At 65.8% G+C, this 21,503-nt stretch carries 15 protein-coding genes, 1 tRNA gene and 1 pseudogene; 8 read left to right on the top strand and 9 right to left on the bottom strand.

Annotated features, from left to right (window positions below; all coding sequences use genetic code 11):
* Positions 1-90: 90 nt before the first annotated feature.
* From thrB to argS, 5 genes are read right to left on the bottom strand one after another with little or no spacing between them, the layout of a single operon-like run.
* Positions 91-1,062, bottom strand: coding sequence for a homoserine kinase (gene thrB / locus FYJ28_RS10860; protein ID WP_055239766.1), 972 nt, complete (start codon positions 1,060-1,062; stop codon positions 91-93).
* 14 nt (positions 1,063-1,076) lie between these two features.
* The gene (gene thrC, locus FYJ28_RS10855) at positions 1,077-2,201 is read right to left on the bottom strand and encodes a threonine synthase (protein WP_055239615.1); all 1,125 of its coding nucleotides are present in this window, start codon (positions 2,199-2,201) and stop codon (positions 1,077-1,079) included.
* Between the two features lie 4 nt (positions 2,202-2,205).
* A complete protein-coding gene (locus FYJ28_RS10850; RefSeq protein WP_154579294.1) occupies positions 2,206-3,504 on the bottom strand; it encodes a homoserine dehydrogenase in 1,299 nt (432 codons plus the stop codon).
* A gap of 23 nt (positions 3,505-3,527) precedes the next feature.
* Positions 3,528-4,949 carry a diaminopimelate decarboxylase gene (gene lysA / locus FYJ28_RS10845; RefSeq protein WP_154579293.1) on the bottom strand — a complete coding sequence of 474 codons (1,422 nt, stop codon included), beginning with the start codon at positions 4,947-4,949 and terminating at the stop codon, positions 3,528-3,530.
* A gap of 7 nt (positions 4,950-4,956) precedes the next feature.
* A complete protein-coding gene (gene argS / locus FYJ28_RS10840; RefSeq protein ID WP_326831664.1) occupies positions 4,957-6,606 on the bottom strand; it encodes an arginine--tRNA ligase in 1,650 nt (549 codons plus the stop codon).
* Between the two features lie 175 nt (positions 6,607-6,781).
* On the opposite strand from argS, the gene FYJ28_RS10835 reads away from it, so the two are divergent.
* The 4 genes from FYJ28_RS10835 (at position 6,782) to FYJ28_RS10820 (ending at position 9,902) form a co-directional block, all read left to right on the top strand.
* Positions 6,782-7,270 carry an FMN-binding protein gene (locus FYJ28_RS10835; protein WP_326831663.1) on the top strand — a complete coding sequence of 163 codons (489 nt, stop codon included), beginning with the start codon at positions 6,782-6,784 and terminating at the stop codon, positions 7,268-7,270.
* A 10-nt stretch (positions 7,271-7,280) separates the two neighbouring features.
* Positions 7,281-8,150, top strand: coding sequence for an FAD:protein FMN transferase (locus FYJ28_RS10830; protein WP_154579292.1), 870 nt, complete (start codon positions 7,281-7,283; stop codon positions 8,148-8,150).
* Positions 8,147-9,664: an oxidoreductase gene (locus FYJ28_RS10825; RefSeq protein WP_154579291.1), complete on the top strand. Its 1,518-nt coding sequence runs from the start codon at positions 8,147-8,149 to the stop codon at positions 9,662-9,664. Before FYJ28_RS10830 ends, FYJ28_RS10825 begins: the two co-directional genes overlap by 4 nt.
* A 165-nt stretch (positions 9,665-9,829) precedes the next feature.
* Positions 9,830-9,902 (top strand) — tRNA-Arg (locus FYJ28_RS10820).
* 64 nt (positions 9,903-9,966) lie between these two features.
* Here FYJ28_RS10820 and FYJ28_RS10815 read toward each other — a convergent pair.
* The 3 genes from FYJ28_RS10815 to FYJ28_RS10805 form a co-directional block, all read right to left on the bottom strand.
* Positions 9,967-11,169, bottom strand: a complete 1,203-nt coding sequence (locus FYJ28_RS10815) for an ABC transporter permease (RefSeq protein WP_055239608.1) — start codon at positions 11,167-11,169, stop codon at positions 9,967-9,969.
* Positions 11,166-11,819, bottom strand: a complete 654-nt coding sequence (locus FYJ28_RS10810; RefSeq protein WP_055239765.1) for an ABC transporter ATP-binding protein — start codon at positions 11,817-11,819, stop codon at positions 11,166-11,168. The genes FYJ28_RS10815 and FYJ28_RS10810 overlap by 4 nt, the downstream gene beginning before the upstream one ends.
* Positions 11,820-11,920: 101 nt before the next feature.
* On the bottom strand, positions 11,921-12,958 hold the full coding sequence (locus tag FYJ28_RS10805) for an efflux RND transporter periplasmic adaptor subunit (protein WP_154579290.1): 1,038 nt from the start codon (positions 12,956-12,958) through the stop codon (positions 11,921-11,923).
* A 350-nt stretch (positions 12,959-13,308) separates the two neighbouring features.
* Between FYJ28_RS10805 and FYJ28_RS10800 the strand changes: the two genes are divergently transcribed.
* On the top strand, positions 13,309-15,057 hold the full coding sequence (locus tag FYJ28_RS10800) for a pyruvate dehydrogenase (RefSeq protein WP_154579289.1): 1,749 nt from the start codon (positions 13,309-13,311) through the stop codon (positions 15,055-15,057).
* Positions 15,058-15,117: 60 nt separating this feature from the next.
* Here the strand turns inward: FYJ28_RS10800 and FYJ28_RS10795 are convergent.
* Positions 15,118-16,154: pseudogene (locus FYJ28_RS10795) on the bottom strand (GlxA family transcriptional regulator).
* An 81-nt stretch (positions 16,155-16,235) separates the two neighbouring features.
* Here FYJ28_RS10795 and FYJ28_RS10790 point away from each other — a divergent pair.
* The 3 genes from FYJ28_RS10790 (at position 16,236) to hrpA (ending at position 21,475) form a co-directional block, all read left to right on the top strand.
* Positions 16,236-16,436 (top strand): hypothetical protein, encoded by a 201-nt coding sequence (locus tag FYJ28_RS10790; protein ID WP_154579288.1) that lies wholly within the window; start codon positions 16,236-16,238, stop codon positions 16,434-16,436.
* A gap of 148 nt (positions 16,437-16,584) precedes the next feature.
* Positions 16,585-17,565 carry a helix-turn-helix transcriptional regulator gene (locus FYJ28_RS10785; RefSeq protein ID WP_055239604.1) on the top strand — a complete coding sequence of 327 codons (981 nt, stop codon included), beginning with the start codon at positions 16,585-16,587 and terminating at the stop codon, positions 17,563-17,565.
* Positions 17,566-17,578: 13 nt separating this feature from the next.
* The gene (hrpA, locus tag FYJ28_RS10780; RefSeq protein WP_154579287.1) at positions 17,579-21,475 is read left to right on the top strand and encodes an ATP-dependent RNA helicase HrpA; all 3,897 of its coding nucleotides are present in this window, start codon (positions 17,579-17,581) and stop codon (positions 21,473-21,475) included.
* Positions 21,476-21,503: the final 28 nt, after the last annotated feature.

Below are 21,503 nucleotides of genomic sequence, written 5' to 3'. Positions count from 1 at the left end.
CCGGTCTTAGGAACAAGCCACGGTGGTCCACAGAACGGGACGACCTGCCGGTGGAAGCACAAATACGGTGACATACCGAGTTACGGGTATTTACCGATGGTGCAGTACCACTCTAGCACCATCCTGGTCGACGCCAAGCCCCAGCACACGCCAGTTTTGGCCGCTGTGTGCGTCCAGGTAGGCGGAGATGAATTCCTCTGCGGCGCGTGCCTGGTCCGCGTCCGGGGCGAGCGTCATAACCGTTGGCCCGGCGCCGGAGACGACAGCCGCGTATCCTTCACTGCGCAGGGCACGGATGAGGTCAGCGCTCGGGGCCATGGCGGGGGCCCGGTAGCCCTGGTGCAGGAAGTCCTCGGTTGCTTCGCGGAGCAGCGACGGATCCGTGGTCATGGCGTGCATCAGCAGCGCCGCACGTCCGGAGTTCGCGGCGGCATCGCGGTGCGGCACGGCCGCCGGCAGCAGCCCGCGGGCGCTTTCGGTGGAAAGTTCAGTGGCTGGAATGGCGACAACGGGCACAATGTCCGGATGTACACCGGCCCGGATGGAGCGGAATACGCCGGCTTCCTCCCAGGACACCGCCAGCGCACCGGACAGAGCCGGTGCCACGTTGTCCGGGTGGCCTTCCAGCGCCGAGCAGGCGTGCAGCAGGCCGGCGGCATCCAGGCGGGCGGAAGCGGGCAGGAGCGCGTTTCCCGCCAGGACTCCGGACACAATGGCCGAGGCGGAGGAGCCGAGGCCCCTGCCATGCGGAATCACGTTCTCGCACTCAAGCTCAAACCCGCCTGCGACGAACCCGGCCCGGCGGATGGTGTCCGCGATGGTCCGTGCCACCAAATGCGTTTCGTCCGTTGGAAGCACGTCCTGGCCTTCACCACGGACCCGCACCCGGACCGTGTCCGAATCTGTGGTGCGGACCCGCACGGTGTCGTACAGCGAGACGGCCATGCCCAGCGAATCGAATCCCGGACCCAGGTTGGCGCTGGTCGCAGGGACCCGGACCGAAAGGTCCTGGCCCGCTGCAATCCGGTCACCGGACGCTGCGTCCGCAGCCTGGACTTCCACCTTCACGGCCTGCCCTAGCCGGCCGAGGCCGGGGCGGCCTCTTCAAGGCCCAGTGCAGCGGCCACGCTGACGACGTCGAAGTCCACCTTGGTGGGCTCAACGTCGGATCCGTCGGCGGTACGCAGGGCCCACTGCGGGTCCTTCAGGCCGTGGCCGGTAACGGTGATGACGATCTTCTTGCCCGTGGGAGCCTCTCCGGCTGCGTGCTTCTTGAGCAGTCCCGCCACACCGGCCGCGGAGGCAGGTTCCACGAAGACACCCTCGCGGGAGGAAAGCCAGCGGTGGGCTTCAAGGATTTCGGTATCCGTGACTGCTTCGATGAGGCCGCCGGATTCGTCGCGGGCAGCGATTGCCTGGTCCCAGGACGCGGGGTTGCCAATCCGGATGGCCGTGGCAATGGTGTCAGGATCTGTCACGGGGTGGCCCTTGACCAGCGGGGATGCGCCCTCGGCCTGGAAGCCCCACATAACCGGAGTCTTGGTGGCGACCGGTGCCAGCTCGGTACCGGCGTTGTTGGTCCAGGGCTGGGCGTATTCCTGGTAGCCGCGCCAGTATGCGGTGATGTTTCCGGCGTTGCCGACCGGCAGCAGGTGGTAGTCCGGTGCGTCGCCCAGGAAGTCGACGACCTCGAAGGAGGCGGTCTTCTGGCCTTCGATGCGGGCCGGGTTCACCGAGTTGACCAGGAAGACCGGGTAGGCCTCGGCCAGCTTCCGGGCAACCTCAAGGCAGTTGTCGAAGTTGCCGTTGACCTGCAGCAGCTGCGCACCGTGCGCGATCGCCTGGCTCAGCTTGCCCATCGAGATCTTGCCGTCCGGGACCAGCACCGCGCAGGTGAGTCCGGCCTGTGTCGCGTAGGCAGCAGCGGAGGCACTGGTGTTGCCGGTGGAGGCACAGACAACTGCCTTCGCCCCGGCTTCCACGGCAGCGGTGATTGCCATGGTCATGCCGCGGTCCTTGAAGGACCCGGTGGGGTTCATGCCTTCGACCTTGAGGTAGACCTCATTGCCGGTCAGTTCGGAGAGGGCCTTCGCATGGACCAGCGGGGTGCCGCCTTCACCGAGCGTGATGACTTCGGTCTTCTCGGTGACCGGGAGACGGTCGGCGTATTCGCGGATGACGCCGCGCCATTGATGAGCCAAGGTTCTAGACTCCTTCTACCCGCAGGACGGATGTAACGGAATTGATGACGTCCAGGCCCTTGATGGCCTCGACGGTGGCCGCCAGCGCAGCCTCGGGTGCACGGTGGGTCACGAAGCGCAGTTCGGCGGAGGCGCCGGCTGCGTCGGTGTGGCTCTTTTGGCGCATGGTCTCGATGGAGACGCCGTTCTCGGCGAAGACCCGGGCCACTGCGGACAGGACACCGGGAGCGTCGGCCACGTCAAGGCCAATGCTGTAGCTGGTGGTGACCTTGTCCATCGGCAGGGCCGGGACATGCCCGGAAGCCGCCTCGACGCCCATATGGCCGCCCAGCACCAGGCGGCGGGCAACAGTGACGACGTCGCCCATAACAGCGGAGGCGGTCGGTGTGCCGCCGGCGCCCTGGCCGTAGAACATCAGTTCGCCGGCGTTTTCGGCCTCGACGAACACGGCATTGAACGCTCCGTGGACGGCTGCCAGGGGGTGGGTGCGCGGCAGGAGCGTGGGGTGGACCCGGACGCTGACGCCCTCGGCGCCGTCGGCCTCCAGCTTTTCGGCGATCGCGAGCAGCTTGATGACAAAGCCGGCGTCCTTTGCCGCCGCAATGTCCTCCGCGGTGATCGAGGAGATGCCTTCGCAGGAGACGTTGGCCAGGTCGAAGGTGGTGTGGAAGGCCAGGGATGCGAGGATCGCGCCCTTGGCAGCGGCGTCGTGGCCTTCGACGTCGGCGGTCGGGTCCGCTTCCGCGTAGCCCAGGCGCTGGGCTTCGGCCAGCGCATCGGCGAACTGCGCGCCGGTGGAGTCCATCTGGTCAAGGATGTAGTTGGTGGTGCCGTTGACGATGCCGAGCACACGGGTGATCCGGTCACCGGACAGGCTGTCCCGGATCGGTCCGAGGATGGGGATAGCCCCGGCAACCGCGGCTTCGTAGGCCAGCCGGACACCGGCGGCGTCGGCCTTCTCATACAGGGCAGCGCCGTCGGCGGCAAGCAGTGCCTTGTTGCCGGTGACCACGGAGGCGCCGTGGCCGATTGCGTGCAGGATCAGCGTGCGGGCCGGCTCAAGGCCGCCCATCAGCTCAATCACGATGTCCGCAGATTCAACCAGTGCCTCGGCGTCCGTGGTGAAAAGTTCGCGGGGCAGCTCGGCATCCCGGGGGGCGTCGGGGTTGCGGACGGCAATTCCGGCCAGTTCCAGCTTCGCTCCCGTGCGGGCGGTGAGGTCAGCGGCGTCGTCAATGAGGATCCGGGCCACCTGGGATCCCACGTTCCCGCATCCCAACAGTGCCACTTTGAGGGTCTTCATTGCTGTGCCTTCTCCTATACCGGTCATGAAACGTCCCGCGACAGCAGGTCTTCTTCGGTTTCGCCGCGGATAATCAACCGCGCGGCCCCGTCCCTAACAGCCACAACAGGCGGGCGGGCAATGTAGTTGTAGTTGCTCGACAGCGCCCAGCAGTAGGCGCCGGTGCCGGGAACAGCCACGAGATCGCCGTGGTCCACGTCCGAGGGCAGATATACATCCCTCACCACTATGTCCCCGCTCTCGCAGTGTTTGCCAACCACGCGCGACATAACTGCGTCATGTTCCGAGGCGCGCGAGGCCAGCACGGCGGAGTAGTCGGCGTCGTAAAGCACCGGGCGGGCGTTGTCGCTCATCCCGCCGTCCACGGATACATAGCGGCGCGCCGCCGTTTCTCCGGCGGGCGTGTCAACGCGGACAGTCTTGACGGTGCCGGCGCGGTAGAGCGTGAACGTAGTGGACCCAACGATCGCGCGTCCGGGCTCAATCGAGATGCGCGGGGCAGCGAGGCCCAGCTCAGCGCAGGTGGAGGAGACGACGGCGGCCATGGCCTGTGCAATCTCCGCAGCCGGACGCGGGGTGTCCGCCTCGGTGTAGGCAATGCCGTAGCCTCCGCCAAGGTCCAGTTCCGGCAGTTCAACGCCGTGGACTGCCCTGACCTCGGCAAGGAAGGCCAGCAGGCGGCGGGCAGCTTCTTCGAACCCGGCGGGGTCGAAGATCTGCGAGCCAATGTGGCTGTGCAGGCCCAGCAGATTGATCCCGGGGTTTTCCAGCGCTGCGGCGACAGCTTCGGCTGCCGGAGACGTCCCGGTTTCCGGATCGGCTGCCATGGACAGGCCGAACTTCTGGTCCTCGTGCGCGGTGGCAATGAACTCGTGGGTGTGGGCATGCACTCCGGGAGTCAGCCGCAGCATTACGTTGGCGCGCACGCCGCGGTCCTGCGCAATGGCACCCAGCCGGTGCAGTTCCGGGAGGGAGTCCACAACTATCCGGCCCAGTTCCATGTCCAGCGCACGGTTCAGCTCGGCATCGGACTTGTTGTTGCCGTGCAGGCCCAGGTTGGCACCGGGGATGCCGGCACGTGCGGCAACAGCCAGTTCGCCGCCGGAGCATGTGTCCAGCCGCAGTCCTTCATCGCCGACCCAGCGTGCGATCTCGGTGCAGAGGAAAGCCTTCCCCGCGTAGTACACGTCCACTCCCCCGCAGACTTCGGCGAAAGCGGCGTCGAAGGAATCCTTGAAGTCCCGGGCACGGGCCCGGAAATCAGCCTCCGAGACCACAAACACCGGGGTGCCGAACTCTGCCGCGAGGGCGGAGACCGGGATCCCGGAGATCTCAAGTTCGCCGTGCTCTCCGCGCCGCACGTCCTGCGCCCACATGTCGGGACGCAGGGCGTTGGGGTCTTCGGGCAGGCTGAGCCAAGCAGGTGCCAGCGGGGAAACGCTCATGCTTTCCTTACATCCGTTCCGGAGCGGAGACGCCCAGCAGGTCCAGGCCGTTGGCCAGCACCTGGCGGGCCGCCGTGTTCAGCCACAGGCGGGTACGGTTCACGTCCGTGACCTCTTCCCCGTTCTGCGGGGCAATGCGGCAGGCGTCGTACCAGCGGTGGTAGGTGCCGGCAATGACTTCCAGATGGCGTGCCACGCGGTGCGGTTCCCGGAACGTGCTGGCCTGGGCCACCACACCGGGGTACTGGCCAAGGGCAGCCAGCAGTGCGCCTTCGGTCGGGTGGGACAGCAGCGCTGCGTCAAAGGCGGAGTTGTCCACGCCGGCGGCCTCGGCGTTGCGGGCCAGTGCGTAGGTCCGGGCGTGGGCGTACTGGACGTAGAACACCGGGTTTTCGTTGCTGCGCTTGGTCAGCAGGTCCAGGTCAATGTCGATGTTTGAATCCGTGGAGAACCGGGCCAGCGTGTAACGGGCTGCGTCAACGCCCACGGCGTCAACCAGGTCTTCGAGCGTGACCACGGTTCCGGCGCGCTTGGACATCCGGACCGGCTTGCCGTCCTTCACCAGGTTCACCATCTGGCCGATCAGCACCTCGACGCACTCCGGGTCGTGGCCCAGGGCAGCAGCAGCCGCCTTCAGGCGTGCCACGTAGCCGTGGTGGTCCGCACCCAGCATGTAGAGATTCAGGTCGAAGCCGCGCTCGCGCTTGTTCTGGATGTAGGCGATGTCGCCGGCAATGTAGGCGGCGTTGCCGTCGGACTTGATGACTACGCGGTCCTTGTCGTCGCCGAACTCGGTGGAGTTCAACCACCAGGCGCCGTCCTTCTCGTACAGGTTCTTCGATCCCTTGAGCTGCTCCAGCAGCTTGTCGACCTGCCCGTTTTCGTGCAGGGAGTCCTCGTGGAAATAGACGTCGAAGTCAACGCCGAAGTTGTGCAGGGATTCCTTGATGTCCCCGAACATCAGGTCCACACCGATGGCGCGGAAGCGCTCCTGTGCCTCCGCTTCCGGCAGTTCCAGGATGTTGGATTCAACCGCGAGCACGCGGGCGGCGATGTCCTCGATGTAGGCACCGGCGTAACCGTCCTCCGGCGCCGGCTCACCCTTGGCCGAGGCCAGCAGGGAGCGGGCAAAGCGGTCGATCTGCGCACCGTGGTCATTGAAGTAGTACTCCCGGGTGACTTCAGCTCCCTGGGATTCGAAGACCCGGGCCAGCGCGTCGCCGACGGCGGCCCAGCGGGTTCCGCCCAGGTGGATCGGACCGGTGGGGTTGGCGGAAACGAATTCCAGGTTGATCCGTGTGCCGGAAAGCGCATCGGAGCGGCCGTAGGAGGGGCCGGCTTCAACGATTGCCTTCGCCAGCTCGCCCGCGGCACCGGCGTCGAGCGTGATGTTCAGGAAGCCGGGTCCGGCAATGTCAACCTTGGCAACGCCGTCGATCTTTTCCAGCCGCGAGGACAGGATTTCCGCGAACTGGCGGGGGTTCATACCGGCCTGCTTGGAGAGCTGGAGCGCAATGTTGGTGGCCCAGTCACCGTGGTCCCGGTTCCGCGGGCGCTCCACTCGGACCTCGGAGGGGAGCTCGATGCTGAAATCACCCGCATCGATGGCGTCTTTGAGGCAGGCAGTTACGGCAGAGGAAAGTTCTTCAGGAGTCACCGGTTAAGCATAGCGGGGCTGCACACACCGGCCTTATTCCTCCGGTTTGCGTCACCTGAATCTCCAGCCCGGGGGCAAATGTGTCCTGCAGCACAGCCTGGCACCGAAAGGCACGCGGCGGCGTTGATGGGTTGTAATAAGAGGGGAAGACCCGCCTGCAATTGAAGGAGCATCCGTGAATTCCAAGAAACCGCTGCTAACTGCTGCCGCAGGTCTGGCACTGCTGGGAACCGCCGGCTGCGGCTCCACCGGAACGGCCCAGGACGCCGCTTCCGACGAGGCAACGGGTGCTTCCACGCCCGCAGCGTCCAGCGGTACAGCGTCCAGCGGTGCGCCGTCCAGTGGTGCGCCGGTAACTGGCGGCGAGTACCAGAACGGTGAATACACCGCCACGGGCAGCTACATTCCGCCGTCAAACACCAAGGAAGAGGTCACGGTATCCCTGACCCTGAGCGACGGCGTAGTCACGGACGTGGAAGTTTCCACGTCCGGCAACCACCCGACGTCCAAGCGCTACCAGGCCGAGTTCACTGGTGGAGTCCAGCAGGAGGTCGTTGGAAAACCCCTTGATGAGGTGAAGGTGGACAAAATCGCTTCTTCCTCGCTGACCAGCTCGGGCTTCAACAAGGCACTGGACGAAATCAAGAGCGAAGCGGCCCGCTAGAGGCCTGATCATGGAGTCCTGGTCCTTCGAAGCGATTGGCACGCAGTGGGAAATCAGTGCCGAGGCCCCGCTCGACGCCGAGACCCGTGCGGCCGTGACAGGGCTTGTCTCCGAGTACGACGCGGCGCTCTCCCGTTTCCGCAGCGACTCGATCCTGTCCGGGCTCTCACACGGCGGAGGCACGGTATCCCTGCCCCGCTACACGGCTGAACTGTTCTCGCTCTTTGATTCCCTGGACCGGCTGACCGGCGGGCGGATGAACCCGCTGGTTGGCGGTTCGCTTGAGCTGTTGGGCTACGGCCCGGGCTACCGGCTGACCCCGCAGGGTCCGGCTGCCGGCGCCCCGCCCTGGCCGGAGACCGTGCGCTGGGAGTCCGGGGCCCGGGACGATGTCCGCCTGAGCCTGGACCGCCCCGGGACGCTCGACGTCGGGGCTGCCGGGAAGGGCCAGCTGGTAGACCTCGTCTGGGAACTGGTTACCGGACGCGGATATGCTTCGGTTGTGGTGGATGCCGGTTCCGACATGCGCCACTGTGGACCCGGACTGCGGGTTGGGCTGGAGCATCCCTTCGACCCAAACCAGGCCATCGGCGTCGTGCACCTACAGGACCGCGCCCTGTGCGCCTCCGCCACCAACCGGCGGGCATGGGGCAATGGCCTGCACCATGTCCTGGATGCCTCCACGGGCTTACCTGTCAGGGCCGTAGCTGCCACCTGGGTCCTGGCGCGGAACGCCATGACTGCAGACGGCCTGGCCACAGCACTGTTCCTCACTGACCCTTCCTCTCTCGCTGCCGAGTTCGAATTCGACTACGTGCGAATGTTCTCCGACGGCAGGGCAGAGTTTTCACCCGCAATGGCTGGAGTCCTTTTTTCATGACCGTTTCCCTGAGCACTCCCTCCGCACGGCTGCAGCGCCTGCTGGGGAGGATGAGCATGTACCGCATGCTCGTGGTACTGCTGCTGGCCATGGCCGCGTGGTCCTTTGTGCTCTCCCTGGCGGGCGCGCTTTTCTACACTCCGGCCGAGCTTGCGGCGACGCTGGCAACCGCGGTGGTCTCCACGCTGATGGCCAGCCGGGTGATGGGGCTGCTGTTCCGGACCTTCCCGCAGACGGACTCTGCCCTGATTACCGGACTGCTGCTGTTCTTCCTCTTCTGGCCAACCACCGACGGCGTCCAGCTTGGCTGGATCGCGCTGGCTGGACTGGCTGCAACGGCCTCGAAGTACGTGCTGGTCTGGCGGCGGCGCCACATCTTCAACCCGGCTGCCGTTGGCGCTTTCGTCATGGGCGTCACGGGGCTTAACGCTCCTGTCTGGTGGGTGGCCGCGCCGCTGATGCTCGTAGTGGTGATCCCGGCAGCACTGCTGGTGCTTTACCGCAGCCGCCTGCTGCCGATGGCCGGAATGTTCGTGCTCGTGGCAACGGCAGTCGTGGTGATTCGCTTTGCCTCTGCCGGAGAGTCAGTGCTGGAGGGCCTGGCCACGGCGCTGGGGTCCTATCCTGTGCTGTTCTTCGCCGGCTTTATGCTCTCCGAACCGCTGACCCTGCCGCCGCTGCGCTGGCAGCGGCTGGCGGAAGCCGGGGTCGTTGGCATCCTGTTCTCCGTTCCGTTCTCCCTCGGACCGGTGTTTATGTCTCCCGAACTTGCCCTGCTGATCGGCAACCTGCTTGCTTTCGCTGCCGGACAGCGGGGCGGCATCTCGCTGCGGCTGCGCGGCTCCCGGGAGCTGACCCCCACAGCACGGGAGCTGGTCTTTGAACCGGAGCGGCCGCTGCGCTACCGGGCGGGGCAGTACCTGGAGCTGAGCCTGCCGCATCCCAGCCCCGACAGCCGCGGCCTGCGCAGAATTTTCAGCCTCACCTCCGCACCTGAGGACCCGCAGACCGTTTCGGTAGCGCTGCGGGTTTCATCTCCGGGCAGTTCCTTCAAGACGAAGCTGCTGGCGCTGAAGCCCGGTGCCCGAATCTCGGCAACGTCCGTGGGCGGCGACTTTCAGCTTCCGCGCGATTCCGGACGCAAAATCCTGATGATGGCGTCGGGAATCGGCATTACGCCGTTCCTGAGCCAGCTGCGCTCCCCCGACGCTGCCGGCCGGGACATTGTGCTGGTCTACTCCGCTTCCTCCACTGCGGAGCTGGCCTACGCGGACGAGCTGGCAGCGCTTGGGGTCAGGGTAGTTGCCTGCACGCCTGAAGATCCTTTGCGGCCAGGATGGACCTGGCTCGGGGCAGGTTTGCCGGATGCCGCTGCCCTGGCCAAGGCGGTTCCCGACGCCGCGGAGCGCACGGCGTTCGTGGCCGGTTCGCCGTCGGCCGTCGCTGCCGCCCGCAGCGCGCTCAAGGGAGCCGGAGTGCGCCGGGTCCACACCGATCCGTTCCTGGGGTACTAACCTCCTCCTGATCCATCGAGAGGCCAGTTACGGCTCTTTTGCAGGCTGAAACGAGCCGTAACTGCCCTCTCGGCGGGTGGGGGCGGGGAAATGGTTTCCGGGCACCGGCAAGAACCTGCTAAGCTTCTTTAGTCCCTGCAGGACACACCGGTTACCCGGTGTCCCGCCCTCGTAGCTCAGGGGATAGAGCGGTTGCCTCCGGAGCAACAGGCCGTAGGTTCGAATCCTATCGAGGGCACGAAATTGCAGGGAAAACCCCGCTGCCATTCATGGCAGCGGGGTTTTTTGCTGCCTTGTCCCTGTCAGTAGCGGATGGCGTCGATGACCTTTACCCGCACCGCTACCAGGGCAGGTATGAGTCCTGCGAGGGCCCCGACGGCAGTGGCCGCTCCCAGCCCCAGCAAGGCAGCCTCCACCGGGAACGGGGGCAGCTCGGTGACACCAAAGGCGACCTGCTGCTGTACTACCGGGAGCTTGACGACGGCGACGGCCGCCATCACCCCCAGGACTCCGGCCGCGAACGTCGCCACCACGGATTCGAGCATTACCCCAAAGAAGATCCGGCCCGACGTAGCGCCGAAGCTGCGGCGGATGCCGATTTCCCGGACCCGGTGCTTCACCGTGACCATGGAGATATTGAGCAGGCCTACGGCGCCAAGAAGCATCACCATGCCCGCGATCCCTCCCACCACCAGTGTCATCACCGCATAGGGGTCACCCCACGCTGCATAGTCGCTGCGGTAGACATTTGGCTGCATGCCGGGAAACTGTGCCGCGAGATCGGCCGTAATGGCGTGCTGCAGAGCCTCTGCCGTGTCTTCGGGCACCCACAGTTCCAGCATCGGTACGGATCCGTTGTCCGCGGTTCCCAGCCTGTCGTAAGCGCCGGTAAGGAGGTATGCGGACGCAGACTCCTCCGGATACAGGTTCGGCCGGACGCCGGTGACAACGGCGTCCACTGGGTGGCTGCCGTTCCGGATTTCCACGACCGGATCGGCGTCCAGATCCGGGTAGCCCAGGCGCGCGTGGAATGCTTCGTTGACGATTACGGCGGGGGCAAACCGCTCGGCATCAGCTTCGGTAAACCAGGTTCCTGAATCGAGCTTCACCCGCCTCATGGTGCCGTAGTCCACGTCCACAACCGAGGTCTGGATTTGGACTACCCCGTCAGGGAACTGGAACGGGATAACCGTGGGAAAAAACAGTGAGGCGTGCTTGACGGAATAGCGCTCCACCGTGGCGTCGTAGGCCTCGCGCAGCGCGGCGGTATCTGCGGGGGAGCCGTCATTGGGGTAGGCCGAGACGCTCACGGTTGCCGGGCGCCCGCTTTGGGCTTCGGATCCCTGCGCCATCGCAGCACGTGCCATATCTGCCAGCGCGACGACGGCGGTCAGCGCCGCTACTGACAGGGCAACCCCAACCAGGGCCAGCAGGATCCGGGCCCGGTGGATCCTCAGTTCGGTCCATGCCTCCACCAGGGCAGCGGCCATTCCGGACAGGCTCATGCCGCCTCCTCCCCGGCACTCAGGCGTCCGGCGTCCAGGAGGAAATGCCTGTCCGCGAGCGCCGCGACATTGGGGTCATGGGTGATCGTCACCAGTGCTGCTCCGGATTCAGCCACCACCTCCTGCAGGAGTGCCATGACCGCCTGGCCCGTTCCGATGTCCAGCGCACCCGTAGGTTCATCGGCCAAAATCAGCTGCGGTCCGCGGACCAGCGCCCGGGCAATTGCGACCCTCTGCTGCTCTCCGCCGGACAGTTTCTGCGGCTTCTCGTGAAGCCGGCTGCCGAGGCCAACGCGGTCCAGCATCTGCGCGGCGATTCTCTCCCGCTGCCAAAAGGACCGCCCACGGGCGTAGAGCAGCGGGGTCATAACGTTCTCCACGGCCGTGCGTTCGGGCAGGAGGTTGAACTGCTGGAAGATAAACCCGACGGCGCTGCCCCGCCTGACGGCACGTGCGTTCGGGTTCATGGACTCCACGGGAATCCCGTCGAACTCCATCTGCCCCGATGTAGGAAGGTCCAGCATCCCCAGGATGTTCAGCAGGGTGGACTTGCCGGACCCGGAGCGGCCTACCACCGAGACGTGGTCTCCCCCGTGGATCTGCAGGTCAACGCCGTCCAGGATGGTGAGGTTCTTGCCGTCCGGGAGCATAACGCTGCGGGTCACCTGCTCCAGGCTAATGAGTGAACGGCGCACGTACTCCGGCTCTGCCCCCGCACCAGGCTGGACCGAGACCTCTGATGCAAGTCCGGTCATCCGCCCATCACCCCGGGACCGTACATCATGCCCTGTTCATCCTGCGGAGCTTCGGCCCCCGGGACGAACAGGAGGACTTCCTCGCCCTCGCTGAGGCCCTGCGTGATCTCAACAGCCTGTCCATCGGTCAGGCCGAGGGTGACCGGGCGTTCCTCGGTATCCCCCGAAGCGGTGACAACCCACACCACGCCGTTCTGCACGAGCCCCTGGACAGCGGTGGTGGGCACGGTGACTGCGTCGCTTGCCTCGCCGGCCGTGATGGTAATGGTGGCACCCAGGCCGCCGAACACCGGGACATCGCCGGGAACAGCGCAGCTCACGGATCCGCTGCCCTGCGGCGTCTGCGGACCAGGGACTGAACCGTCCTGCCCCGCCGCGCCGTCGCCCCCGGCAGCGGCCGGCGTTTTGCCCATGGTGAGGTCACCGCAGGCGAAGGGGGCCGGTCCCCCATTCAGTGCAACCTCGGCGGTACCCGGGCGGTTCAGGATCCGAAACTGCTGGTCGGGGGTCAGTGTCCCCTGGACCGAGAACGTCCCCGGATCGATCGAGGCAACCTCTGTTCCGACGGTGACCTGCTGGTTCAGCAGCACCGTGAACGTGCCCAGGCTTCCGCCGGCCGTGGCCGTAACGTCAACGTAGGTGTAAAGCGGCGCGGCCGGCGGCGGGGGGCCGTCATCCTCATCGGCTGCAGGCATAACCGGCTGGTCCTCGAGGAGCTTTCGAACCTGGAAAAGCCGCTGGCCTTTCTCCACCGTCTGCCCCTGCTCTGCATCGATGAAGACCACTGTCCCGTCCGTGGTGCTGCGGACCGGGATCCCCGGATCGGACAGCACCGATCCCTGGACCTCCACTGTGTTGGTGATGGTGGCCAGCTCAGCCTGGACCGTAGCTGTCTGTATCTGGGCAGAGGGCACGTCTGTCTGTGCCTCGGCCCGCATGCCGTCAAGGAAAGCGAGCTTGAACAACGCTGCGGCGATGACGGCGAAAACAACCAGCCACAGGATTGGGAAAACAATGCGCCGGGCAGCACCCATGAGCCCTCCAAATAGGGTAGACCGCTGCCGGGTGGGGCCAGCTGCGTTTCGTTGTCCGGAACCTGTCTCTACCTTGCGGTTCCGGTTTGACTGGGGTGAACGCTACCCCGCAGGCAGGCTGCATTGGCCGTAAACGGCTTCAGCCGCGCCGCATTCCATCCCGGCGGTGGAGGGTTTTCATCTTCCGGGCTGACTTGCACGCGGCCCCGTCCGTGTTCACCGGCCGGGTGGACACCGGCTGCCCGGTACGTAGAATCAGGGTTCCGGCCGCCGGCATGCTTGTGTCCGATTGGTTTGCTGGATGGCCGAAGCACGTTTCGTCAGTCCGCCACGAGTACCCGGGAGCACCCATGGCCAAGCAGCTCGCCACGCAACTGATCGACCAGCTCCGCGCCGCCGGGGTGGAGCGCATTTACGGAATCGTCGGAGACAGCCTGAACCCCATAGTTGATGCTGTCCGCCGGACCGGAGGATCCAGCCGCGGCGGGATCGACTGGATTCATGTGCGGCATGAGGAAGCGGCCGCACTGGCAGCATCAGCGGAAGCGCAGCTCACGGGAAAGCTGGCTGTCTGCGCCGGTTCCTGCGGACCGGGGAACCTGCACCTGATCAACGGACTCTACGATGCGAACCGCAGCGGCGCCCCTGTACTGGCCATCGCCTCGCACATCCCCAGCGTCCAGATTGGCAGCGGCTTTTTCCAGGAGACCCACCCCGACCGGCTTTTCACCGAGTGCTCGGTGTATTCCGAACTTGTCAGCACCACCGATCAGGCTCCGCGTGTCATGCACAGCGCGATCCAGCACGCAGTAGCCCTGCACGGAGTCTCAGTGGTCACTATTCCCGGCGATATCGCCGGGCAGAGGGCCACGGCGCCGACTCCGGAACCGGCGCTGTGCCGCCCGGCCACCATGGTTCCAGCCGCCGAGAGCATCCGGGAGCTGGCTGCTGCCGTAAACGAAGCCCGGAAAGTTGCGGTGTTCGCCGGCATCGGGACGGAAGGCGCCCACGACGCCGTCGTTGAATTCGCTGCCAAGGTGAAGGCACCGGTGGGCCACTCCCTCCGGGGAAAAGACTTCATCCAGTACGACAATCCCTACGACGTAGGCATGACGGGGCTGCTGGGCTACGGGGCAGCCGCGGAGGGGATCAAGGACGCGGACCTGCTGGTATTGCTGGGCACCGATTTCCCGTACAACCAGTTCCTTCCTGACACCAGGACGGTTCAGGTCGACCGGGCCGCGCAGCACCTGGGGCGGCGCACCGACGTGGACATTGCGGTTCACGGCGACGTCCTTCCCACTCTTGAGGCGCTGCTGCCCCTGGTTGAGGAGAAGCAGGACAGGAGGTTCCTGGACGAAATGCTCAGGAAGCACGACCGGCTGATGAACAAAGCGGTTGGCGCCTATACCCAGAAGGCGGAAAGGCTCGTCCCCATCCACCCGGAGTATGCGGCTTCGCTCCTGGACGAGGCAGCCTCCCCGGACGCTGTCTTCACCGCGGACACCGGTATGTGCAACGTCTGGGCTGCCCGGTACATCAATCCGCTGGGGACGCGGCGCATCATCGGTTCCTACCTGCACGGCACCATGGCCAATGCGCTCCCCCACGCTGTGGGCGCCCAGCTCTCCCAGCCGGACCGGCAGGTGGTGGCGCTCTGCGGTGACGGTGGACTGTCCATGCTGCTCGGCGAGCTGATCACGGCCCGGACGAACAATCTGCCGCTGAACGTGGTTGTCTTCAACAACTCCACCCTGGGGATGGTGAAGCTTGAAATGCTGGTGGACGGGCTGAACGACCACGGGGTGGACGTACCCGATACCAACTACGCAGCAATTGCCGCTGCCATCGGCTTCCATTCCGTGCGGGTCAGTGATCCGGCGGACATCATGGACGCCTACCGGGCAGCCTTCGACCATCAGGGGCCGTCCCTGGTGGAGCTGATCACCGATCCCAATGCCCTGTCCATACCGCCCAAAATCACCACCGACCAGGTCCTTGGATTCGCCACAGCCATGTCAAAGGTGGTGCTGAACAAGGGCGCGGGCCAGGCAGTCAGTATGGCCCGAAGCAATCTGCGCAACATTCCCCGGTCCTAGGGCAGGTCGCTGTGCCGGCGCCCTCCACGGCAGCACGGGCCCGGTCCGGCGGCATGGACACTACCCGGCGTCTGCAGCAGCCGGCGGGTATGGGTGGAGCGGGTATCCCCGGCCGGGGCTGTGCCGCACCGCGCGTCCGCGGAAGACCCTGCGGTACGCGGCCGGGCTGATCCCCACATCGCGGTTGAAGTGGTGCCTCAGCAGGACGGCCTGCCCGAACCCGGAGGCCCGGGCAACCTCTTCAATGCTCAGCTCGGATTCTTCCAGGAGTTCCTGGGCGCGGAGCACACGCTGCGCATTGATCCAGGCCGAAGGCGTTGTGCCGGTTTCGGCCTTGAACCGGCGTGCGAAAGTGCGCTCTGACATGTGTGCCCGGGCTGCGAGCGCCGTGATTGAATGCTCCTGCTCCAGGTTGCCGCTGATCCAGACAAGGGTGTCTTCCAGCGTGTCGCAGCCTGTGACGGCGAGCGGACGGTCAATGTACTGCGCCTGCCCGCCGTCACGGTGCGGGGGCACCACCATGTCCCTGGCAATTGACGACGCCGCCCTGGCGCCGAGCTCAACCCGGACAAGGTGGAGCGCTGCGTCGATGCCTGCTGCCGTGCCCGCACTCGTAATCACGTTGCCGTCCTGGACGTATAGAGCACGTTTTCATCAACTTCCACCCGGGGATAGCCCGAGGCCAGCTGCCCGGCGTTCCTCCAGTGCGTAGTGGCCTTCCTGCCGTCCAGGATGCCTGCTTCGGCGAGCGCGAAGGCTCCGGTGCAGACCGAAAGCACCCAGGCGCCCCGCCGGACGGCATGCTGAAGCACTTCCTGCACTGCGCGCGGAACCGGGGTTGGTTCGGGTTTCCATCGCCCAAACGGCGCCATGACCACCAGGTCCGCATCTGCTGCCGCTTCGAGCCCGCGCTCAACCATGATCGTGTATCCGCCGGAGGTGCGTACCGGTCCCGGCACATCGGTGACCAGCCTGAAATCGAAGCGGGGCACTCCTGTCCCGCGGTGTGAGCGGTCCAGGGCGAACACCTCCGCCACCAGTCCCAGCTCAAACGGACCCACGTTATCCAGCGCTACCACGGCTACCGATTTCAGCATGCCCAGAGTATGGCAGTTTCTTACTGATGATGGTCCTTTCTGCCACTTATTTTTTCCGGCCGGACGGCACAGCCTTGAGACATGGAAATCTTCTTCATAGCCGTCGTAACCGCACTGCTCCTGCTGAGCATCGCCGCCGTCATCATCGGCATCCGCAATGACGGGCGGGGCCACCTCCCTCCGGTCAGCTCCGGCCGCCCATGGCACGGCAATTCGCTGTGGGACGTACGGGATCCGCGGGACCTCTACCTCGACCGTCCCTACCAGCCGCGCGGGTACTGACGCGCCTGCCCTGGCCCAGTAACGTCGCTTCGATCCCGCGACAGCAGCGTTACTGCGGCCATGTCCCCTCCCCGATTAGTCAGGTGGACACCAGACCCGTTTCGATCAAGGACAGCTTCTGTCCGCATCCCGGAGTACCTTTAGGACCATGCTCGAGACTTCCGCCAGGCTGCTGCATCTCCTGTCCCTCCTGCAGCTGCGCCGCGAATGGACCGGCTCCGCCCTGGCCGAGCGGATGTCCGTCACTGAACGCACCGTCCGGCGGGACATCGGCAAGCTCCGCAGCCTTGGCTATCCGATCTCTGCTTCCCCCGGAATCGCCGGGGGTTATCAGCTGGGCGCCGGTGCGCAGCTGCCTCCCCTGCTGCTCGACGACGAGGAGGCGCTCGCCGTCGCGCTGGGCCTGACGGCCGTCGCTTCCGGGCCGGTCTCGGGAATCGGCGAGGCATCGATCCGGGCGCTGGTGAAGCTGGAACAGGTCCTCCCGGGACGGCTGCGGCCAAAGTTCTCCGCCCTGCGCCAGTCCGTGAGCGTCATGGCAGGTCCTTCGGCCACCGTTTCCGCAGTGAACCCGGAGATCCTGACCGCGTTCTCGACCGCAATCTCCGAACGGCGGGCCGCCGCATTCCGCTACCAGGCCCATGAGGCCGCGGAGGGCCGCCGGATCGTGGAGCCCTACAAACTTGTCAGCACGGGACGGCGCTGGTACTTGGTGGCCTGGTGTACCGAACGCCGGGACTGGCGCACGTTCCGGGTGGACAGATGCCAGTCGGTGCCCGTCCTCCGGGAGAAGTTTGCGCCGCGGCCGCTCCCGGCACAGGACCTGGCGGCGTACGTTCAGGCGGCGATCACCCGCAGTCCCTACCGGTACGACGTCGTTATCCGCATCGCTTCGCCGCTTGCGGCAGTAGCCGAGCAGGTTCCCGCGGAGGTTGCAGTGCTGGAAGCGGACGGACCGGGCCACACCGTCCTGCGCAGCGGGTGGGATTCGCTGGACCAGCCTCTGGTGCGCATGGCCGGCATGGGTGTGGAGTTCGAAATCCTGGCACCGGAAGAGATGCGTGAACGCGCCCGCACGGCGGCGGGGCGCCTGGCAAGGGCAGCAGGGGAGATTCCGCCCACGCATTAGACTGGTGCCAACTATGGCACTGACAATTTCCTATCCCCCGCAGCTTCCCGTCTCGGAACGCCGGGATGACATCATGGCCGCCATCGCGGCCAACCAGGTCACCGTGATCGCCGGTGCCACCGGTTCGGGTAAAACCACCCAGATCCCGAAGATGTGCCTGGAGCTGGGCCTGGCCGAGAAGGGGCTGATTGGCCACACGCAGCCGCGGCGTCTCGCGGCGAGGACTGTCGCCGAACGTATCGCGGAGGAGCTCGACGTCGAGATCGGCGCCGAAGTGGGCTTCCAGGTGAGGTTCACCGGGGAGACCAGCCGGGATACGAAGGTCAAGCTGATGACCGACGGCATCCTGCTCGCGGAAATCCAGCATGACCGCAAGCTCAGGAAGTACAGCACGATCATCATCGATGAGGCCCACGAGCGGAGCCTGAACATCGACTTCATCCTCGGCTACCTCAAGCGGCTGCTGCCGGAGCGGCCGGACCTGAAGATCATCATCACCTCCGCCACGATTGACCCGGACCGCTTCGCCCGGCATTTCGCGGCGCCGGACGGCACTCCTGCTCCGGTGATTGAAGTTTCGGGCCGGACCTTCCCTGTGGAGATCCGCTACCGGCCGCTGAACCAGCCCGCACTGGGGACGGACGACGAAGAAGAGGACGAGCTCGAAGAGGACCGCGACCCGCTGGACGCAGTCTGCGATGCCGTAGACGAACTCTCCCGTGAGGCTCCCGGTGACATCCTGATCTTCTTCTCCGGAGAACGTGAAATCCGCGACGCCGCCGACGCGCTGCGCGGTACGGTCACCCGCAACCCGCGGCTCGCCAATACCGAGATCCTGCCGCTGTATGCCCGCTTGTCCCTGGCGGAACAGCACCGGGTCTTCTCCCCCGGCAAGCACCGCCGGATTGTGCTCGCCACCAACGTTGCCGAGACGTCGCTGACCGTCCCGGGCATCAAGTACGTCATTGACACAGGCACCGCCCGCATCTCCCGGTACTCGCACCGGACCAAGGTCCAGCGGCTGCCCATTGAGCGTATTTCCCAGGCCTCGGCGAACCAGCGTTCGGGCCGCTGCGGCCGTGTCTCGGACGGCATCGCCATCCGGCTCTACTCCGACGAGGATTTCCAGGCCCGCCCCGAATTCACCGACCCGGAGATCCTGCGCACCAACCTTGCCGCCGTCATCCTGCAGATGGCCGCCATGGGCGTGGCACAGGGGCCCAAGGACGTAGCGGACTTCCCGTTCGTCCAGCCGCCGGATCCCAAGGCGGTCAACGACGGCGCGCTGCTGCTCCGCGAGCTCGGTGCGCTGGCCCCCAAGGGCGGGATCACCGCCGTCGGGCGCAAACTTGCCCAGCTCCCCGTTGATCCCCGCCTCGGCCGGATGATCGTGGAAGCCGGGCAGCGCGGCTGCGTCCGCGAGGTCATGGTCCTGGCAGCTGCGCTCACCATCCAGGATCCGCGCGAGCGGCCGTCCAAGGACGATCCTGCCCGCGCCCAGAAGGCAGCCGAGCTGCACAGGCGGTTCGTGGATGAGAACTCGGACTTCACCGGCTTCCTGAACCTTTGGCGCTACGTCCAGGAGAAGCAGAAGGAACTCTCCTCCTCCCAGTTCCGCAAACTGTGCAAAAACGAGTTCCTTAACTTCCTGCGCATCCGCGAATGGCAGGACCTGTTCGCGCAGCTGCGCCAGCTGGCCAAGCCCTTGGGCATCACTCTCTCCCCCGGCGATGTGGATCCGGTCGGGAAAGAAAAAGACGTCCACATTTCCCTGCTGTCCGGGCTGCTGAGCCACATTGGTCTGTACGACCAGCGCAAGCGTGAGTACGCCGGCGCGCGCGGGACCCGGTTCGCCGTCTTCCCGGGATCGGCACTGTTCAAGAAGTCCCCTGACTGGGTCATGGCCGCCGAACTGGTGGAGACGTCCCGGCTTTGGGCCCGGATCGCTGCACGCTTTGATCCGCTGTGGGTAGAGGAAGTGGCGCCGCACCTCATCAAGCGCACCTACAGCGAGCCGCACTGGTCCAAGCGCAACGGGTCCGTGATGGCCTACGAGAAGGTCACCCTGTACGGGGTGCCCGTGATTCCGCGCCGCAGCGTGAACTACGGCCGGATCGACCCCGTGCTGTCCCGCGAAATGTTCATCCGGCATGCCCTCGTTGAGGGTGACTGGCGCACCCACCACAAGTTCTTCCACCGCAACCAGGCGCTGCTTGCCGAGGTCGAAGAGCTGGAGACCCGGGTGCGCCGCCGCGGCCTGCGTGTGGATGACGAAACGCTGTTCGAGTTCTACGACGAACGCATTGGCAGCGAAGTGGTCTCCGAACGGCACTTCGACAAGTGGTGGAAACATGCCCGGCATGAGGACCCGAAGCTGCTGGACTTCGACCCGGACGCACTGCGCACCGATGACGCCGCCGGCCTGGACGAAGCGGAGTTCCCCAAGACCTTCCGCTATGCGGACTTCGATCTGCCGCTCTCCTATGAGTTCACCCCCGGGGTTCCGGGAGCCAACGACGGCGTGACTGTCGAGGTCCCGGTGCTCTTCCTGAACCAGCTGGACCCTGAACCGTTCCGCTGGCAGATTCCGGGCCTGCGGGCCGAGCTGATCACGGCCCTGATCAAGTCCCTGCCCAAGGCCGTGCGGAAGAACTTCATTCCTGCCCCGGATGTGGCGCGGGCGGCTGCAGCTGCCCTTGCAGCGGACTTTGACCCGGCGTCGGATCCCCTGGAACCGTCGCTGGAGCTGGCCCTTCGCCGCCTGAAGGGACACATCATTCCTCCGGGTTCCTGGAACTGGGACGCTATCCCGGAACACCTGCGGATGCGGTTCACCGTGGTGGATTCCTCCGGACGGGTCCTGGATGAAGGCAAGGACCTCGCCGCCCTGCAGGAGTCGCTGGCCCCTGCGACCCGCCGTGCCATTGCAGAATCCCTGGGAGCCACGCCCGGAACCGTCAAGCCGTCACAGAAGACAGCCACGGCCAAGCCGTCCCGCGCGGCCGCCGCAAACGGGAACGGGAAGGCATCGTCCTCCTTCCGGGAGGAAACCGGCCTCACCGAGTGGAGCGTGGGCACCATCGAGCGCCGGATCGATACGCTCGTGGCCGGCCACACTGTCACGGGCTATCCGGCCCTGGTGGACGAAGGCAGCACCGCTGGCCTGCGTGTTTTCCAGAGCGCAGATGAGCAGGCCGCGGCAATGCGTGCAGGCGTGATCCGCCTGCTCGCGCTGCGGGTGCCCAGTCCGGCAAAGTACGTGCTGGAACACCTGAGCAACGCGGAGAAGCTCACCTTCAGCCAGAATCCGCACGGCTCCGTGGCCGCCCTGATCGAGGACTGCACCCTGGCAGCGATCGACAAGCTCACGCCGGAGGAACTGCCCTGGACCAGGGAAGAGTTCGATGCCCTGTACGAGAGGGTTCGCGCGGATCTGATCGACACCGTCTTCACAGTGACTGCAATCGTCGAAAAGGTCCTTTCCGCCACCCGGCGAATCCAGAAACAGCTCAAGGGAACCACGTCCCTGGCACTGATTTCAGCCCTGAACGACGTACGGGCGCAGCTTGAACAGCTGGTGTATCCGGGCTTCGTGGCACGGACGGGCTATGCCCAGCTGGCCCAGCTGCCCCGCTATCTGGGCGGCATTGAGCGGCGGCTGGAAAAGCTGCCCACCAACGTGCAGCGGGATTCGCTGAACATGGCGGTCGTGCAGGGCCTGGAAGATGATTACGACGACGCCGTGGCGGCTTTGGCGCCCGGGCGCGGGACTCCCCCGGCGCTGGCCGAGGTGCGCTGGATGATCGAGGAACTGCGCATCAGTTTCTTCGCCCAGGAACTGGGAACGGCCCGGTCCGTTTCAGAGAAACGGATCCGGACCGCTTTGAACCAGGCGCTGGCGCCGGCGTAGTTCCTGCCGGGGCTAAGTTCCTGCCGGG

The sequence above is a fragment of the Arthrobacter sp. BL-252-APC-1A genome (genome assembly GCF_009696625.1).
Taxonomy (GTDB): domain Bacteria; phylum Actinomycetota; class Actinomycetes; order Actinomycetales; family Micrococcaceae; genus Arthrobacter_B.
Note: the sequence above shows the minus strand (reverse complement) of the source record. Positions and strands in the feature narration are given on the sequence as shown.

Excerpts from the sequence above, each read along its gene's own strand:
- FYJ28_RS10850 (WP_154579294.1), bottom strand. The coding sequence starts at position 3,504 with ATGAAGACCCTCAAAGTGGCACTGTTGGGATGCGGGAACGTGGGATCC.
- lysA (WP_154579293.1), bottom strand. The coding sequence starts at position 4,949 with ATGAGCGTTTCCCCGCTGGCACCTGCTTGGCTCAGCCTGCCCGAAGAC.
- FYJ28_RS10830 (WP_154579292.1), top strand. The coding sequence starts at position 7,281 with ATGGAGTCCTGGTCCTTCGAAGCGATTGGCACGCAGTGGGAAATCAGT.
- FYJ28_RS10825 (WP_154579291.1), top strand. The coding sequence starts at position 8,147 with ATGACCGTTTCCCTGAGCACTCCCTCCGCACGGCTGCAGCGCCTGCTG.
- FYJ28_RS10815 (WP_055239608.1), bottom strand. The coding sequence starts at position 11,169 with ATGAGCCTGTCCGGAATGGCCGCTGCCCTGGTGGAGGCATGGACCGAA.
- FYJ28_RS10810 (WP_055239765.1), bottom strand. The coding sequence starts at position 11,819 with ATGCTCCCGGACGGCAAGAACCTCACCATCCTGGACGGCGTTGACCTG.
- FYJ28_RS10805 (WP_154579290.1), bottom strand. The coding sequence starts at position 12,958 with ATGGGTGCTGCCCGGCGCATTGTTTTCCCAATCCTGTGGCTGGTTGTT.
- FYJ28_RS10800 (WP_154579289.1), top strand. The coding sequence starts at position 13,309 with ATGGCCAAGCAGCTCGCCACGCAACTGATCGACCAGCTCCGCGCCGCC.
- FYJ28_RS10790 (WP_154579288.1), top strand. The coding sequence starts at position 16,236 with ATGGAAATCTTCTTCATAGCCGTCGTAACCGCACTGCTCCTGCTGAGC.
- FYJ28_RS10785 (WP_055239604.1), top strand. The coding sequence starts at position 16,585 with ATGCTCGAGACTTCCGCCAGGCTGCTGCATCTCCTGTCCCTCCTGCAG.
- hrpA (WP_154579287.1), top strand. The coding sequence starts at position 17,579 with ATGGCACTGACAATTTCCTATCCCCCGCAGCTTCCCGTCTCGGAACGC.